Source organism: Halococcus dombrowskii (genome assembly GCF_022870485.1).
Taxonomy (GTDB): Archaea; Halobacteriota; Halobacteria; order Halobacteriales; family Halococcaceae; genus Halococcus; species Halococcus morrhuae.
In genome coordinates, this window is record NZ_CP095005.1 from 2,025,978 (window position 1) to 2,041,817 (window position 15,840).

Annotated in this window: 13 protein-coding genes and 1 tRNA gene; 8 read left to right on the forward strand and 6 right to left on the reverse strand. The window is 63.6% G+C overall.

Translation table 11 applies throughout. From position 1 onward, the window contains the following. Positions 1-73: 73 nt before the first annotated feature. The gene (locus MUK72_RS10435) at positions 74-268 is read right to left on the reverse strand and encodes a cold-shock protein (RefSeq protein ID WP_004052044.1); all 195 of its coding nucleotides are present in this window, start codon (positions 266-268) and stop codon (positions 74-76) included. Positions 269-808: 540 nt separating this feature from the next. Between MUK72_RS10435 and bioB the strand changes: the two genes are divergently transcribed. From bioB to MUK72_RS10465, 6 genes are all read left to right on the forward strand, one after another. After that, complete coding sequence (gene bioB, locus MUK72_RS10440; RefSeq protein WP_244699990.1) at positions 809-1,915, forward strand: biotin synthase BioB; 1,107 nt, start codon at positions 809-811, stop codon at positions 1,913-1,915. 22 nt (positions 1,916-1,937) lie between these two features. Then, on the forward strand, positions 1,938-2,963 hold the full coding sequence (gene bioU / locus MUK72_RS10445) for a (S)-8-amino-7-oxononanoate synthase BioU (protein ID WP_244705317.1): 1,026 nt from the start codon (positions 1,938-1,940) through the stop codon (positions 2,961-2,963). Next, positions 2,963-4,210, forward strand: coding sequence for an aminotransferase class I/II-fold pyridoxal phosphate-dependent enzyme (locus MUK72_RS10450; RefSeq protein ID WP_244699993.1), 1,248 nt, complete (start codon positions 2,963-2,965; stop codon positions 4,208-4,210). The genes bioU and MUK72_RS10450 overlap by 1 nt, the downstream gene beginning before the upstream one ends. After that, positions 4,203-4,895 carry a dethiobiotin synthase gene (gene bioD / locus MUK72_RS10455; RefSeq protein ID WP_244699996.1) on the forward strand — a complete coding sequence of 231 codons (693 nt, stop codon included), beginning with the start codon at positions 4,203-4,205 and terminating at the stop codon, positions 4,893-4,895. The genes MUK72_RS10450 and bioD overlap by 8 nt, the downstream gene beginning before the upstream one ends. Before the next feature lie 114 nt (positions 4,896-5,009). Continuing rightward, positions 5,010-6,413: a selenium-binding family protein gene (locus tag MUK72_RS10460; RefSeq protein WP_244699999.1), complete on the forward strand. Its 1,404-nt coding sequence runs from the start codon at positions 5,010-5,012 to the stop codon at positions 6,411-6,413. Then, complete coding sequence (locus MUK72_RS10465; RefSeq protein WP_244700002.1) at positions 6,414-6,734, forward strand: 2Fe-2S iron-sulfur cluster-binding protein; 321 nt, start codon at positions 6,414-6,416, stop codon at positions 6,732-6,734. Between the two features lie 93 nt (positions 6,735-6,827). On the opposite strand, the gene MUK72_RS10470 is transcribed toward MUK72_RS10465, so the two are convergent. After that, complete coding sequence (locus MUK72_RS10470) at positions 6,828-8,024, reverse strand: AI-2E family transporter (RefSeq protein ID WP_244700018.1); 1,197 nt, start codon at positions 8,022-8,024, stop codon at positions 6,828-6,830. Between the two features lie 505 nt (positions 8,025-8,529). On the opposite strand from MUK72_RS10470, the gene MUK72_RS10475 reads away from it, so the two are divergent. Further along, positions 8,530-9,135 carry a hypothetical protein gene (locus MUK72_RS10475; protein ID WP_244700021.1) on the forward strand — a complete coding sequence of 202 codons (606 nt, stop codon included), beginning with the start codon at positions 8,530-8,532 and terminating at the stop codon, positions 9,133-9,135. Positions 9,136-9,563: 428 nt separating this feature from the next. Here MUK72_RS10475 and MUK72_RS10480 read toward each other — a convergent pair. Both MUK72_RS10480 and MUK72_RS10485 read right to left on the reverse strand, forming a co-directional pair. Next, a tRNA-Glu gene (locus tag MUK72_RS10480) sits at positions 9,564-9,638 on the reverse strand. Positions 9,639-9,689: 51 nt separating this feature from the next. Then, positions 9,690-11,654: a 3-hydroxyacyl-CoA dehydrogenase/enoyl-CoA hydratase family protein gene (locus tag MUK72_RS10485; RefSeq protein WP_244700024.1), complete on the reverse strand. Its 1,965-nt coding sequence runs from the start codon at positions 11,652-11,654 to the stop codon at positions 9,690-9,692. A gap of 168 nt (positions 11,655-11,822) precedes the next feature. Between MUK72_RS10485 and MUK72_RS10490 the strand changes: the two genes are divergently transcribed. Further along, positions 11,823-12,977: an acyl-CoA dehydrogenase family protein gene (locus tag MUK72_RS10490; protein ID WP_244700027.1), complete on the forward strand. Its 1,155-nt coding sequence runs from the start codon at positions 11,823-11,825 to the stop codon at positions 12,975-12,977. A 316-nt stretch (positions 12,978-13,293) separates the two neighbouring features. Here the strand turns inward: MUK72_RS10490 and MUK72_RS10495 are convergent, their stop codons facing one another. Together MUK72_RS10495 and MUK72_RS10500 are read right to left on the reverse strand one after the other, a co-directional pair. After that, complete coding sequence (locus tag MUK72_RS10495; protein WP_244700044.1) at positions 13,294-14,091, reverse strand: enoyl-CoA hydratase/isomerase family protein; 798 nt, start codon at positions 14,089-14,091, stop codon at positions 13,294-13,296. After that, the gene (locus MUK72_RS10500; RefSeq protein ID WP_244700058.1) at positions 14,088-15,740 is read right to left on the reverse strand and encodes a long-chain-fatty-acid--CoA ligase; all 1,653 of its coding nucleotides are present in this window, start codon (positions 15,738-15,740) and stop codon (positions 14,088-14,090) included. The genes MUK72_RS10495 and MUK72_RS10500 overlap by 4 nt, the downstream gene beginning before the upstream one ends. Positions 15,741-15,840: the final 100 nt, after the last annotated feature.

Below are 15,840 nucleotides of genomic sequence, written 5' to 3' on the forward strand. Positions count from 1 at the left end.
ATGGCCGTCGCTCGGTTTCGAACTGCGCATAAAAATCGATGGTTCGTTGTTCGTCCGCGTCCGCTGAGCTGCGTTACTGTCGGGTAACGTTGGTCGCTCGCGGTCCTTTGTCAGCCTGTTCGATGTCGAATTCGACTTCGGTGTCCTCTTCGAGGTCCGGGCCGCCGATGTCCTCCATGTGGAAGAAAACGTCCTCCTCGGAGTCCTCAGTGTCGATAAAGCCGTAACCGCCCGTGTCGTTGAAGAAGTCAACCGTACCAGTTGCCATTGCAAGCAAACCCAACGCCCATCCGGGGATAAGGGTTGCGCGAGGGGCGGTATCACGGACCCGGAGCGTGCGTACCGTGGATCTTCCCTCCGTCGACCGTCATGAACCGTGTATTGGATCACGTGATGAGTCCGAACCGAAAACGATCGAACAGCCGAGTGGCGACGGGAAACCCAGATGACGGTCCTCATGAGGACGCCGAACGTTCATACCGCACGAAACCGTAGCTGAGCCATGGCGACAGTGACCTGCGAGGAATGCGGAAACGAGACCGAATACGACGAGATGGACAGCTCGGATCGAGTCCCGTGTACGCACTGCAACAACGTCATCGACGTCTGATTCTCGCCAGCCAGTTTCTCCGCTGTAGGACCACCGTTCGACTTCGTACGCTCCGCACCAGCCGATAGTTTCGGGAACGCCGGTTGCCCGACGAGCGACTTCCGTCGTGAACGTCCACGGGTTCGATGGCCGCCTCGCGTCGTTCTTTGCCGACGGTCGACAGGAGGATTTATTATTCCGTAAACTGTCTTCGGATTCGTGGTTTACGAGACTGGAAACCGAACGATAGACGGCGCGGTCGAGCGCGTGCTCGCGGGCGAGCGCCTCGATCGGACGGACGGGCTCGCACTGCTCGCCCAACCGGTCGAGGAGCTCGCGGCTGCCGCCGATTTCGTCCGCGCACGGTTCGGCGACGGCACGGTCGACGCCTGTTCGATCGTGAACGCGAAAGCCGGCGACTGCGCGGAGGACTGCGGCTTCTGCGCGCAGTCAGCCCATTTCGACACCGGCATCGACACCCACGGCTTTCTCGATCCCGAGGAAATTCTCGCGGCCGCGAAACGCGCCGAACGCGACGGCGCACAGCGCTTCGGCATCGTGGTCGCCGAGAAGGGCGTCTCGAAGGAGCGCCGACCGGAGGAGTGGCGCGACGTCATCGAAGCCGTCCGGCTGGTCCGCGACGAGACCGCCGTCGAGGTCGACGCCTCGCTCGGCCTCCTCACCGAGGAAGAGGCCGAGATCCTCGTCGACGAGGGGCTCAACCACTACAACCACAACATCGAGACCTCGCGGCGCTACTTCGACGAGATCGTCTCCACGCACGACTTCGAGGATCGCCTCCACACCCTCCGGGTCGCCAAGGATGCTGGCATGGATCTCTGTGCCGGCGTCATCCTCGGGATGGGCGAGACGCCGACCGACCGAGTCGAGGCGGCGATCGAACTCCAGGAGATCGGGATCGCCTCGTTCCCGGTGAACGTCCTCAACCCCGTCGCGGGGACGCCACTCGGCGACGCCGATCACGCCGCCATCTCGACGACCGAGCTCGTCGAGACGATCGCGGTCTACCGGCTGCTCCATCCCGAGGCGCGGGTCAGGCTGACCGGCGGCCGGGAGGTGAACCTCCGACCGGACGAACAGCATCTCCCGTTCGAGGCGGGTGCCGATGGCGTCCTCACGGGCGATTACCTCACGACCGAGGGCCAGTCGCCCGGTGCTGACATCGAGGCGATGGAGCGCGCCGGCCTGGAGCCGAACATGGCGACCAACGAGTTCGATCCGGAAGCGGTGAAGGCGCGCGACAGGGACGACTCGGCGGTCGGGACGCCGGCCGAATCGGCCAGGATCGACGCGAGTGACGACTGAGAAAACGACGATCATCACAGACATGCACGACATCAGATTCGCGGTTCTCGGCACGGGCGGCATCGGGCGACGAGCACTCGACGTATCGCGGGAGAAACCCGGTTTGCTCCCCGTCGCGGCCTGCGACCGAAACGGCATCGCCATCGATCACGATGGTCTCGACGTCGACGAACTCCTCGCGGCGACCGAGGGCAACGTCGCTTCTGACGGCGGTGTGGCGGTCAAGCAACACGGCGCGGGGGCTGGCGTCGTCGCCTCGGCACAGGCGCGCTCGACCGAGACACCGATCGAGGACATCATCGCCGAGAGCGACGCGATCGACGCGGTCCTGATCGCGCTCCCGAACCTCGAACACGACTTCATCCCGCGGGTCGCGGAACGGTTCACAGGCGCGGGCTACGAGGGTGTCCTCGTCGACGTGCTCAAGCGCTCGCGGGTGATCGGGATGCTCGACGGGCGAGCCGATAGTTTCGAGGAGTCGGGGATCACGTTCGTCTGCGGTGCGGGCGCGACGCCCGGCTTCCTCACCGGCGCGGCAGCACTCGCCGCCCAGTCGTTCGTCGAGATCGAATCGGTGGAGATCCATTGGGGTGTCGGACTCAAATCCGGCTACGAGGACAATCGGGGGACCGTCCGGGAGGACATCGCCCATCTGCCGGGCTACGACATCGAGACCGCGCGGGAGCTGACCGACGAGGTGATCGAGGAGATCGTCGACGAGCACGACGGCGTGATCGAGTTCGAGGAGATGGAACACGCCGACGACGTCCTCTTGGAGCGGGCAGGCATCTGCGACGCCGACGACGTGTCCGTCGGCGGGATACTCGACGTCCGCAGCGACGAGAAGCCGACGACCACGACCGTCAGCGTCACGGGACGTACGTTCGACGGCGAGCACGCGACCAACACGTTCGAATTGGGCGACGAGACCAGCATGGCCGCGAACGTCAACGGTCCGGCGCTCGGCTACCTGAAGGCCGGCGTCCGGCGGAATCGTGCGGGCGAGTACGGCGTGTTCGGCCCGGCCGACCTCATGCCCGAATTCTGATGGGCAGCGACGACACGACCGGTGAATGCGGTCATCGTCATCCCGAGGCCGGGTTCGATCTCGACGATCGACTCGCTGCCCGCGAGGAGCGCGGGCTGCGGCGGGATCTCGCTCCGACGGAGCGCGTCGCGGCACGAAGCCGGGTGGCCGCCGATCCGCGGGGCGAGCCACCGACGTTCGACGATCCCGAGCGACTGCTCTTCGCCACGAACGACTACCTCGGACTTGCCAGCGACGAACGCGTACAGCGAGCAGCAACGGAAGCGGCGAAGACAGTCGGCACCGGCGCGGGCGCGAGCCGCCTCGTCACCGGCGACACACCCGTCCATCGTGCGCTCGAACGCGATCTCGCCGCCGCGAAGGGGACCGATCGGGCGCTCGTCTTCTCGTCGGGCTACGCCGCGAACGTCGGGACGATCACGGCGCTCGCGCCGGACGTGATCCTCTCGGACGAGTCGAACCACGCGAGCATCGTCGACGGCTGTCGGCTCGTGAGCGCGGAGACGGTCGTCTACGACCACTGTGACGCCGACGCGCTCGCCGTGGCGCTGGCGGACCGCTCACGCGCAACGGACGACGAAACCCGGCTCGTCGTGACGGATTCGGTGTTCAGCATGGACGGCGACATCGCCCCGCTCGCGGCGATCTGCGATATCGCCGAACGCCACGGCGCGTGGGTGATGGTCGACGAAGCCCACGCGACCGGGCTCTACGACGGGGCGGGCGGCATCGTCCAGCGCAAGGGTCTCGGGGAGCGCGTGCAGGTCCAGCTCGGCACGCTCTCGAAGGCGCTCGGGAGCCAGGGCGGCTACGTCGCCGGGAGCGACGCGTTGATCGAACACCTCCTGAACGCCGCGCGGTCGTTCGTGTTCTCGACCGGGCTCGCACCGCCCGCCGCCGGAGCGGCGCGCGAAGCGCTCGCCATCGCGAGTGAGAGCGAGCGCCGCCACCGGCTGTGGAGTGCCGTCGATCGGCTCCGCGAGGGGCTCGAAGCGATGGGCTACACGGTGCTCGGCGAAACCCAGATCCTGCCTGTGCTCGTCGGGGAGCGGGCGGGAGCGATGGCGCTGGCCGATCGCCTCGTGGATCACGGCGTCATTGCGCCAGCCATCCGCCCGCCGACGGTCCCGACGGGGACGAGTCGAATCCGGGTCGCCCCGATGGCGACCCACACCGACGCCGAGCTCGAACGCTGTCTGCGTGCGTTCCGTGAGGCGGGTCGTGCCGTCGGGGTGCTCGATGAGTGAGCGAAGCGGGGGTGAGAGGACGGGGTTCGCGGTCGTCGGGACCGACACGGGTGTCGGGAAGACGGTCGTCACCGCCGGGCTGGTCGGCTGGCTCCGGGACGAGGGGGTCGATGCCCGCGCGATCAAACCGGTACAGACCGGGTTTCCGACGGATGACGACGCGACGTTCGTCAGGGAAGTCTGTGGCACCGATGACGCGTCGACCTGCGGGAAGCGGTTGCAGCCGGCTCTCGCACCCCGGATCGCCGCCGCGGAAGCCGGCGTGGAGCTCTCGTACGGGGCGATCCGCCGGGAATGCGAACGGGCACTCGCCGCAAGCGAGGTCGGCGTTCTCGAAGGGATCGGCGGTGTACGGGTGCCTCTTACCGAGGCGCACGACGTTCTCGATCTCGTCGCCGATCTCGGTCTCGACGCAGTCGTCGTCGCATGCGCCGACCTCGGAACGCTGAACCACACCGCGCTCACCGTCGAGGCGCTCGCGCAACGCGGCGTCACGACCCACGCGGTCGTCCTGAACCAATACACCGGCGAGAGCACCGCCGAGCGGACGAATCCAGCGGCGATCGAGCGCATGACGGGCGTGCCGGCCCATACGCTGTCACCGCTTGACCTCGAAACACCGACGAACGCCGTCCGTGGAGTTCGGGATCAGCTTCCAGCGGCCGTGTTGCCGGTCGAGACGTGAGACGAGTCGTCCGGGTCGTTTCGGTGCTCTCGGTCGGTTGCCGGCGACGACCCCATAGTAGATGTGGGTTGGTACCACCAAGCACTTATTAGCATATCGATGGTACTGCTCGCCATGAGTAGCGACGAATCGAGCGATCCGGGAGCCGCACACGGCCACGAACACCACGACGTCGAGGGACCGGGCTATCCGACGCCCGCGGCGATGCGCACCGAATCGGCGCGCGAGGAGACCGCGTTCGTCATGGCACCGCGGGTCGGCATGGACACCGACGAACCGGATTTCGTCGCCGTCATCGACGTCGATCCGACCTCCGAGCGGTACAGCGAGATCATCGATACGGTCGAGATGCCCAACGAGGGCGACGAACTCCACCACTTCGGCTGGAACACCTGCTCGTCGTCGTGTCACATGGACGGCCTCCAGCGCGACCACCTGATCGTTCCCGGCCAGCGCTCCTCGCGCATCCACGTCCTCGATGCGTCCGACCCACGGGAGCCGGAGATCGAGCACGTCATCGAACCAGAGGCGGTGTTCGAGCACGACCTCTCGGCACCACACACCGTCCACTGCGTTCCCGAGGGAAAGATCGTCATCAGCATGCTCGGCAACGCCGACGGCGAGCTGCCCGGCGGATTCCTCCAGCTCGACCAGGAGGACTTCTCGATCGACGGCCACTGGGAGGCCGACCGCGGCGATGTCGAGATGCAGTACGATTACTGGTATCAGCCCCGGCATGGGGTGATGCTCTCGACGGAGTGGGCTGCCCCGAAGACCTACTATCCGGGCTTCGATCTCGACGATGTCGAGGCGGGTCGGTATGGCGACAGCATCCACATCTGGGACTGGGAAACGAGGGAACATCGGGAGACGCTGTCGTTCGGCGAGGAGGGGGCAATCCCGCTGGAGATCCGGATGCTCCACAATCCCGAAGCGACCGAGGGCTACGTCGGCGCGGCGCTCTCATCGAACATCATCCGCTTTTGGGAGCGCAACGACGGCACGTGGGATTGGGAGACGGTCATCGAGATCGACGACCGCGAGCATCCCGACTGGGAGATGCCCGTTCCAGGGCTCGTCACGGACACCCTCATCTCGCTCGACGATCAGTATCTGTTCTTCTCGAACTGGCTGCACGGCGACTGCCGGATGTACGACATCAGCGATACGGGCAACCCGCGACTCGTGGATCGGATCTGGGCCGGCGGCAACTTCGGTGATCGACAGTCGATCCAGGGCACGGAGATCCGCGGTGCGCCACAGATGCTCCAGCTCAGCCGCGACGGCCGCCGGCTCTACTGGACGACGTCGCTGTTCTCGTCGTGGGACAACCAGTTCTATCCCGATATCGCCGACGAGGGCTCGCTGATGATGAAAGCCGACGTCTATCCCGAGGAGGGGCGCATGGAGCTCGACGAGGAGTTCCTCGTCGATTTCGGCGACGCACCCGGCGGTCCGGCACGTGCCCACGAGATCCGCTGGCCCGGCGGCGACTGCACGAGCGACGTCTGGCAGTAGATGATTACCCACGAGGTGACGCTCGACTGGCGCGACGGACCAACTCGGACGATCGCGGTCGCTCCCGACGAGACCGTCGTTGAGGCCGCCCAACGGACGGAGCAGACGCTTCCCTATGGCTGCCTGTACGGTGCCTGTGGGACCTGTACGGGTCGACTGATCGCGGGCGAGCTCGTCCATACCGAGCGAGCACGTGCGCTGAAGCCACGCCACAGCACCGAAGGATACGTCCTGCTCTGTATCGCGAAGCCGCGTTCGGACTGTCACGTCGAGGTCGGGGCGACGGTGCAGGCGGAACTCGTCTCGAATCCGTGGAAATGAGGCTGCGTGTGGGAGAGGAGCTGAGGAATCTCACTCGAAGAACGGCATCATAGATAGAACGAGTCGGAACTGTCGCCGTTTTTCAGCCAACCGTCAATCGGTGGTCGTATCGTCGTTTTCGGGCGACGAGTCGGTCATCTCCTCTGTGGGAGTCTCACGCGCCGACCGTGGGTCGGTCCCGACACCCTCACCGATCGAAACGTCCGGAGTGAGCTCCTCGCCGTGGATCAGTTCGGGGAGCACGATCCGAATCGCTTCGAGCATGAGGACGAAGACGATCGGCAGGAGGAAGAACCCGTACCAGCCGAACAGGATCGGCCCCAGGATGTAGCCGAACATCAACACCAGCATATCGAGCTGGCGACCGGTGATGTACGGCTGCAAGAACGTCTGCGGGAGGATATCGAGAATCAGGAAATACGTTACCAGCGCCGCGCCGACGAACAGGAGACTCCCGCTCGAACGCACCGCCTGAAACCCGAGATAGGCGACGATCGGCAGATAGATCACCTTGCCGACGACGATCGGAATGAGACTGGCAATGCCAGTCAGAACCCCCAGCACGAGTACCATCGGAACGTGGAGCGCTTCAGGAGCAAGCAGGTTCGTTATCTCGTAGGTGCTCACCGAGATGACCGACATCGCGACGACGAACAGGAGATTGCCGAAGAACACCGATTCCAGGTCCTCGTCGATTGCGATGGCATACGCATACGCGGTGGTATCACGACCGCCGAACAGCTCGCGGAGTCCGCGCGAGAGAGCCACATCGTTCTGTAACAGGAAAAACGAAAGCGCGACGACGAGCCCCAAGAAAACGATGCCGCCTCCAACTGCTCCGACGACCTGTCCTCCGAGTTGAACCACGGTTTGAAGCGTCTGCTGTGGTTGGCTGATGAACTGGGCTGGATCGCGAAGCAGCGTGGTGACGGTTTCGCGCTGAGCAGCCGGGAGCGCACTGAGGTCGACGAGCCCAAACGTCGCTGGGCCACCAGTACCGATCGCTTGCTGGAGCTGCTGGAAGAGATTGAAACCGACGTAGCCGATGAGCAGCAGGATCGGAACCACGACCACCAGAACGGTGATGCTCGCCGCAACATTGTTCGAGTCCACCGTGTTCCGGAGACGGCGGTTGACCGGCCGGGTCGCGTAGTAGCCGAAGACGCCGAGCACGATCATGCCGACGAACGAGTACGCGAGAAACGCCGCAACGATAGTGAGCAGTACGATGAACAGCCACCAGCCGAGCCGTGTACGGTCGGACAGGGGGCCGAGAGCTCTCTCTGACATCCTTTCGAGACGTATCGTCAGCCAGCGGGAAACGGTTGTGCCTGCACGCGCTTACGATGGCTCACGGAGTCCACCGTTGTCGGATACGGCTCGCCGGGAGTGCGCTATCGTATCGTTCGCCGATAGAGGAACGGACGGGATGGTTCGGTATGGGGAGCATGTCTGTGGATCCATCAGTAGTGCACTCCATTACTGCACCACAGGTCCGCTCGAACCCACCCCCACACGCTCTTCTCCACTTCGTTCCGCAGAAGAGTGCTCGGTCGGGGATTCGAACCCCGGTCATCGGCTCGAAAGGCCGTAGTTTATTGACAGATATTTGAGCCAACCACAGATCTGAATATCATCCTATTCCCGCCTTTCGAATTCTTTTCGACGGTGACGATTGATTAGGCGGACTGTGAACATATAAAACCCGTTTAGATACTATCCAAGCACCCATCTATTTCTTGAGGTTTGGAAAGTTTTATAAGACAACAACTTTCGAGATATTGTGAACCTAACAATGTCAGCAAACACAACGGGCAGCCCGTCGGATGATCAAGAGTCAATCAGAAAATGTCCGTATTGTGGGAGTAAGCATAAATCACGGGGATTGTTCTCACACGTTAGACAGACCGACGAGAAGGGGCACGGACCAAGAAAGGAAGTCCCCGACAGTTTTTCAGTAGAAGATGCGGAGATCGTGGGATATACTGAAACCAACAGGAAGAAACCGATTTCTAACTCGAAGTCTGGTAAGGAACTAATCCTCTGTAAAATCTGCGGGAACACCTCAAAGGGAATGCACGGTTTTCACATCCACGCCAAGCTCATGGCTGGCAAGAAAAACCATCCCGAGGACCCCGCAGACATTGATGAGAGCCAGTTCAGGGCTATCCCCACCGACGAGCATTGGAAGCCCACAGGACAGTTTGACGAGGTAGATGAAGAGTATAGAGACATGGTTCAGTGGGAAAACGACAACCACGATAACGAGTCTGAGAAGACTATGGAGGGTATGTTCATTCCCGTTGACGAACTCCGCGAGCTTCAGGATCTATTAATCAGAAGCCGAGAGAAGCAACCAGTAGTTGATGAGATTGAACGAATTGTCCAAAGATATTCTTAAAGATTGTAATATTATCAATAATATTCGGGCGGAAGCCAAAACGTCGGTAGTGTAGCGATCTTCCTGTCCCCACACCCAGCGGTAAAACTTGTCTATCCGATAGGCACGCTTGCTGATTGTTGCTTGCGCATATCCGTCGGCGTGATCTGGATTCTTGCCGAACGTGAGTAGCCACGAGAGGTATTTCCGACGGTGGGACTCGTAATCGACCGCTTCCCGTTGGTTTAGAATGTCGCGTGATGGCTCAGGAATGAGGATGATTTTTGTAAGATCCACCATTACCCCCACCTCATTGTTTCGATCTGACACGTATAGAATCGCAATACGGCGAAGGGGCTATGCTTCCGTTGAATCGTATCGGTCTGTGGCATTGGTTTATTTCTCCCATTTCCACCACCGAAAAGTGCCGGACGGAGCTTGTCTCCGTATGCTCGGTCGGGGATTCGAACCCCGGTCATCGGCTCGAAAGGCCGAAATGATTGGCCGGACTACACCAACCGAGCGAACGCATCCGTTCGTTCCCGATACCGCCTGTTAAGCGTTCCGTTCCGTGGTTACTTCCCCTCGAATTCGGGATCTGAGTCGCCCATGAACGCCGTGACGCCCTCCATCAGGTCGTCGGTGTTGAGCAAATGGCCGAACGCCTGGGATTCGATCTCGAGGCCGGCTTCGGTGTCCTCCCAGCCGCGCAGCATGGCGCGCTTGGTGAATTCCTGGGCGATCGGCGGCCCGCCCGCGAGCTCGGCAGTGAGTTCGTGGGCACGCTCTTCGAGTTCGCCGTTTTCGACGACTTCGGTGAGGAAACCGTAGTCGGCGATCTCGGCGGCGTCGTAGCGATCGGCGGTGAGGATGATCTCCTTCGCACGACCCTCGCCGACGATATGCTGGAGGCGCTGGGTGCCGCCCCAACCGGGGAGGAGGCCCAGATCGAGTTCGGGCTGACCGAACGACGAGCGCTCGGAGGCCACCCGGAGGTCGGCACACATCGCGAGCTCCATCCCGCCGCCGAGACAGTGACCGTCGATGCCCGCGACGACCGGCATCGAACACTCTTCCAGTTTGCCGAAGGTCTCCTTGCCCTTGCGCGAGAGCTCGATCCCGTCGAGCGGGTCGGCGTTCGCCGCCATCGACTGGACGTCCGCACCGGCGGAGAAGGCGTCGTCGCCGGCACCGACGAGCAACACTGCGCGCACGTCATCGTCGTCCTCGAGCACGTCGATCGCGGTGTCGAGCTCGTCGAGGATCTGTGGATTGATCGTGTTCATCCGGTGGGGGCGGTCGATGACGATCGTCCCGACCATGTCGCCGGGATGCTCGATCCGGATGCTCTCGAACTCGACGCCCTCCTCGTCGTCGCTCCCGTAGAACCCCTCGTCGGCGTGCGCTTCGAGCGCGTCGGCGGGTTCGTAGCGCGCTGCACCAGTCTCGTCGTGGAGATCGACGAGCGTCTCGTAGAGCGAGTCGAGACCCGCGCTGTCGGCGAGTTTGGCGGGTCCTTCAGGGAAGCCAGCGCCGAGCATGACCGCCTCGTCGATGTCGTCGACGGGCGCAACGTCGTTGCCGACGAGTTTGGCGACCTCGTTGGCCATCACGGCCAGCAGTCTGGCTTCGATCTCCTCGCTGCCGGCATCGGTCGGGATGTCCGCACCGTTGCCATCCTCGTAGTCGTAGAACCCCTTGCCCGTCTTCTTGCCCAGCTCCTCGGCCTCGACCTTCGCTTCGAGCAGCGGGCACGGCTCGTAGGCGTCGCCGAGCGTCTCGTGCATGTATTCGAGCACGTGGAAACCGACGTCGATGCCCACCTGGTCGGCGAGTTCGAAGCTGCCCATCGGGAGTCCCAGTTCGAACGTCGTGGTACTGTCGACCTCGTCCATCGTCGCCACGTCCTCCTCGACGAGCCACGCCGCCTCGTTCATCAGCGGGACGAGCACTCGGTTGACGATGAATCCCGGACTGTCCTTGCGAACCCGGACAGGGCTCTTGCCGAACTCCTCGGCGAGCGCCTCGACCGTATCGAGCGTCTCGTCACTGGTGTGCTCGCCCGAGATGACCTCGACGAGCTGCATCCGAACGGGCGGGTTGAAGAAGTGCATCCCACAGAACCGTTCGGGTCGTTCGGTGACCTCCGCGAGATCGGTGATCGATAGCGACGAGGTGTTCGTCGCGAACAGGGCGTCCTCGGGCGCGTACTGCTCGACCTCGCCGTAGACGTCCTGTTTGATCTCCATCTTCTCGGGGACGACCTCGATGATGACGTCAGTTCCCGAGACCGTCTCCTCCAGATCGACCAGCGGCGTCACACGATCCAGGGCGGCGTCGGCTTCCTCCTCGGTCAGCTGGTCTTTCTCTTCGAGCTTGCCGACGCTCCATTCGAGCTGGTCGTAGCCGTTTTCAACTAACTCCTCGTTGATGTCACGCAGACGGACTTCGTAGCCCGCGAGCGCGGCGACCTCGGCGATGCCGTGGCCCATGTTCCCGGCACCGAGTACCGCGATCGTGTCGATCTCGTCGACGTTCATGATTCATCGTTAGAACTCGCCGACGGGGCTTCAACGTTTCTGTCCCCCACAGCATTCTCCTCGAACGAGTTCCGATGCCGGCCGAACGACCGCCCTCCTGCAGAAACGTCTGATGAGTTTATTCTAGGTTACGAACTTATTTGATGTGGGGATGTATAACGAACGTCTATGGACTACGAACTGTCCGACGAACAGAAACAGATCCGCGACGAGGTGCGCCGCTTCGCCGACAACGAGATCGCACCGATCGCGAGCGAGTACGACAGAGAAGAGAAGTACCCCCACGATCTCATCGAGACAGCCGGCGAGATGGGCATGCTCGGTGCGACCATCCCCGCCGAGTACGGCGGCGCGGGCTATTCGACGCTCGAAACGGCGATCATCTCCGAGGAGCTGTTCGCCGTCGATCCGGGCATCGGCCTCTGTGTGGCGAGCACCGGCTTCGGAGCCGAGGCGATCATCGCGGCCGGCACCGACGAACAGAAAGAGGAGTATCTCCCGCCGATCGCGAGCGGCGACGCGATCATGGGCGCGGCCATCTCCGAGCCCGACACGGGCTCCGACGTCTCCTCGGTCTCGACCCGTGCCGAAAAGGACGGCGACGAGTGGGTGATCAACGGCAACAAGATGTGGATCACCAACGGCTCCGTCGGTGACTACTTCGTCGTGCTCTGCAAGACCGATCCCGAGGCCGACGGTCGCTACAACGGCTTCTCGCAGATCATCGTCGAATCGGACCGAGACGGGTTCACTGCCGAGAAGATCACGGGCAAGCTCGGCATCCGTGCCTCGGACACTGCCGAACTCCTCCTCGACGACGTGCGCGTTCCCGAGGAGAACCTCGTCGGCACGCAGGGCGCAGGCTTCCTCCAGCAGATGCAGTTCTTCGACGCTACTCGTACTGGGGTGGCCGCTCAGGGCGTCGGCATCGCCAAGGGCGCGCTCGAACGCGCGCTCGATTACGCTCAAGAGCGCGAGCAGTTTGGACGGTCCATCGGCCAGTTCCAGGCCATCCAGCACAAGCTCGCCGAGATGCACACCCAGATCGAGGCCGCCCGACAGCTCACCTACAAATCCGCCTGGAGCGTCGACAACAAAAACGAGCAGCTGACCACGCTCGCCTCGATGGCCAAGGAGTACGCCTCGCGCGTCGCCGTCGAGGTCGCCGACGAAGCCGTCCAGATCCACGGCGGTGCCGGCTACGTCGACGACTTCGACGTCGAACGGTTCTACCGCGACGCCAAGATCACCCAGATCTACGAGGGCACCAGCGAGATCCAGAAGAACGTCATCGCGCGCGAACTGCTCGGCGAAGGGTTCTAAAGTAGCTTTTTACTGCGTCCCCATTCGCTCGCTGCGCTCGCTCAGGGTCCTTGCAAAAAGCTACGCTAAAAACGTCCCGCTCGCTCCCTCGCTACGCTCGGTCGCTCCCGGTGAACCGCGCTCGTTACACTCGCGCGGATGCTGGCGCTCACCATATCCGTCCCGCCACCGCACAGCACCGCCGAAGCCCTCGGCGCGCGCTCACTTCGTTCGCTACTCGCTCCTTCCAGTCGCTCGCGCCCCTCGCCCTTCATCCGCCAGGTACCGCCACCGCAAACCGCTACCGCCGGCCGCGGCCGGCGGCTGCTACCGCCAGCTATCGCCCCTCGAAATCGGGTTCCTCGCCGGCCATGAACGATTCCGCACCCTCGCGGTGATCGTCGCTCTCGAAGACGGCGGCCTGCGCGGCGGCCTCGTTCTCCATCGCCTGATCGAGCGAACTCTCGAACCCCTGCCGGACGAGCCGTTTCGAGGTTCGCAGCGCCACGGTCGGCCCGGTGGCGATCTGCTCCACGAACTCGTCGGCGCGCTCGTCGAACTCGGCGTCGGGATAGACGTGATTGAACAGTCCTAGTTCTTCGGCGCGTTCGGCCTCGACGAGTTCGCCGGTCATCACGAGCTCCTGGGCCGTGTTCTCGCCGACGATCCGCGGCAGGAGATAGGACGTGCCCGAATCGACCGCCAGCCCCACCTGCCGGAAGCCGAAACTGATCCTGGATTCGGCGCTCGCCAGCAGTACGTCGCACGCGATGGCGAGGTTCGCGCCCGCGCCGAAGGCGATCCCGTCGATCTTCGCCACCACGGGGAGGTCGAACTCCGCGACGCGCTTGACCGCCCGGCTGGTCTCCTGACTGATGTGACGAACGGCCTCGTCGAGCGCCACGTCGCCCGCGAGCCGCTCGGCCATCGCGTTCACGTCGCCACCCGCGGAGAAGGCCCCGCCAGCACCCTCGACCACCAGACAGCGCGCGTCGCTGCCCTCCAGCTCCGCGAGCGCGTCGATGATTCCCGACGAAATCTCCTCGGTGAGCGCGTTACGCACCGACGGTCGATTCAGCGTCAGCGTCGCAACCCCATCCTCGACGGCGACCAGCACCGCCTCGTCGTCGCTCATTCGGCCACCTCCTCGCTCTTCTCGCCCGTCGCACCGTCCTCGTGCCCACGGAGCTCGAACTTCTGGACCTTCCCGGTGGTCGTTCGCGGCAGCTCGTCGACGAACGCGACCTCGCGCGGGTGTTTGTACTCCGCGAGCCGTTCGAGACAGAACTTCCTGATCTCGTCCTCGGTCACATCGGCGTCCGGCGTCTGAACACCGTCGGACTCGGTTCCCTCGCCCGACGAACCCCCACTCGCTGCGCTCGCGGGGACGACGAACGCCTTCACCGTCTCGCCGCGGCGCTCGTCGGGGATCCCGACGACTGCGGCGTCGGCCACGTCGGGATGCTCGAACAGCAGTTCCTCGACCTCACGTGGATAGACGTTGTAGCCGCCCGTCACGATCATGTGCTTCTCGCGATCGACGATGTAGAAGAAGTCGTCCTCGTCCCAGTAGCCGATGTCGCCGGTGTGGAACCACCGCTGGCCGTCCTGCTCGGTGAACACCTCCTCGTTGGCTGCCGGCCGGTCGTGATAGCCCTTCATGACGTTCGGCCCGGCGACGACGAGCTCGCCCGTGATCGCATCGAGATCGGTCTCGCCCTCGTCGACCGGCCCCTCAGAGACTCGTTCGACCGGCTCGAAGTCGGTATCGACGATCATCGCATCGACGCCGTCGAGGGTGTGGCCAATCGAGCCGACGCGGCGAGCGTCGGGCATGTTGAAGTGCGTGACGGGCGAGGTTTCGGTCAGTCCGTACCCCTCGTAGAGCGGGAGCCCGAACCGTTCCTCGAACCGGCGCAGCACCTCGATCGGCAGGCTGCTCCCGCCGGAGTTGACGAACCGCAGCGTCGAGAGATCGAACTCGTCGGCCTCAGGCTGGTTGACGAGATCGTTGAACATCGCCGGCACGCCCTGCATGATCGTCAGCTCCTCGCGCTCGACGAGCGAGAGCGCCGTCTGAGCATCCCACTCGGGCAGCGGGTAGTAGGCCGCCCCCGAGAACAGCGCAGCGTTCATCGTGACGGTCATCCCGTAGATGTGAAAGAGCGGGAGCACCCCGATCGATCGATCCCCGACACCCGTCCCGTCGGGGGCGATATCGGCGGCCATCCGTGCGTTCGAGGCGAGATTGCGGTGGGTGAGCAGCACGCCCTTCGGCTGGCCCGTAGTGCCCGAGGTGTACGGCTGGCACGCCACATCGTCGTCCGCCCGCTCGACGACTGGGGGTTCGTCCCCGCCGATGAACTCCTCGAACGCGATCGAACCGTCGGCATCACCACCGACGCTCACCACGGTCTCGACGGCCGTCTCCTCGCGTACCGATGCGACGACGGGAGCGAGATCGGCGAGCGTGACGACCAGTTCGGCACCGCTGTCCGAGAGGAGGTGGCTGATCTCGCGGGATTTGTACTGGGGGTTCATCGGGACGACGACCGCGCCGGCCCTGAGCGCGCCGTGGAAGGCGACGACGTACTGCAGGAGGTTCGGCAGATAGATGCCGACTCGATCGCCGGGGTCGATGCCCGCCGCGTCGAGACCGGCGGCGAACTGCCCCGTTCGGGACCAGAACGCCTCGTAGCTCAGTTCCTGCCCGTCGTACGCTATCGCCGTCGCCTCGGGATGGTTCTCGACCGTCGACGCGACGTCCGTCACGAGATTCGTCATGGATTCCCATGTGTGGACGCACGCCACGGTTTAAAGGGTTGCCCCTTGAACAACCAGTGATTCGTTTACAAGCGTTTTTCGTTACCAGCGGTAAGAGAAT

What these genes read in the sequence shown, in the direction of transcription:
- bioD (WP_244699996.1), top strand. Translation starts at nt 4,203, where the DNA reads ATGAGTGAGCGAAGCGGGGGTGAGAGGACGGGGTTCGCGGTCGTCGGG.
- MUK72_RS10460 (WP_244699999.1), top strand. Translation starts at nt 5,010, where the DNA reads ATGAGTAGCGACGAATCGAGCGATCCGGGAGCCGCACACGGCCACGAA.
- MUK72_RS10490 (WP_244700027.1), top strand. Translation starts at nt 11,823, where the DNA reads ATGGACTACGAACTGTCCGACGAACAGAAACAGATCCGCGACGAGGTG.
- MUK72_RS10435 (WP_004052044.1), bottom strand. Translation starts at nt 268, where the DNA reads ATGGCAACTGGTACGGTTGACTTCTTCAACGACACGGGCGGTTACGGC.
- MUK72_RS10500 (WP_244700058.1), bottom strand. Translation starts at nt 15,740, where the DNA reads ATGACGAATCTCGTGACGGACGTCGCGTCGACGGTCGAGAACCATCCC.
- bioU (WP_244705317.1), top strand. Translation starts at nt 1,938, where the DNA reads ATGCACGACATCAGATTCGCGGTTCTCGGCACGGGCGGCATCGGGCGA.
- MUK72_RS10450 (WP_244699993.1), top strand. Translation starts at nt 2,963, where the DNA reads ATGGGCAGCGACGACACGACCGGTGAATGCGGTCATCGTCATCCCGAG.
- MUK72_RS10470 (WP_244700018.1), bottom strand. Translation starts at nt 8,024, where the DNA reads ATGTCAGAGAGAGCTCTCGGCCCCCTGTCCGACCGTACACGGCTCGGC.
- MUK72_RS10475 (WP_244700021.1), top strand. Translation starts at nt 8,530, where the DNA reads ATGTCAGCAAACACAACGGGCAGCCCGTCGGATGATCAAGAGTCAATC.
- MUK72_RS10465 (WP_244700002.1), top strand. Translation starts at nt 6,414, where the DNA reads ATGATTACCCACGAGGTGACGCTCGACTGGCGCGACGGACCAACTCGG.
- MUK72_RS10495 (WP_244700044.1), bottom strand. Translation starts at nt 14,091, where the DNA reads ATGAGCGACGACGAGGCGGTGCTGGTCGCCGTCGAGGATGGGGTTGCG.
- MUK72_RS10485 (WP_244700024.1), bottom strand. Translation starts at nt 11,654, where the DNA reads ATGAACGTCGACGAGATCGACACGATCGCGGTACTCGGTGCCGGGAAC.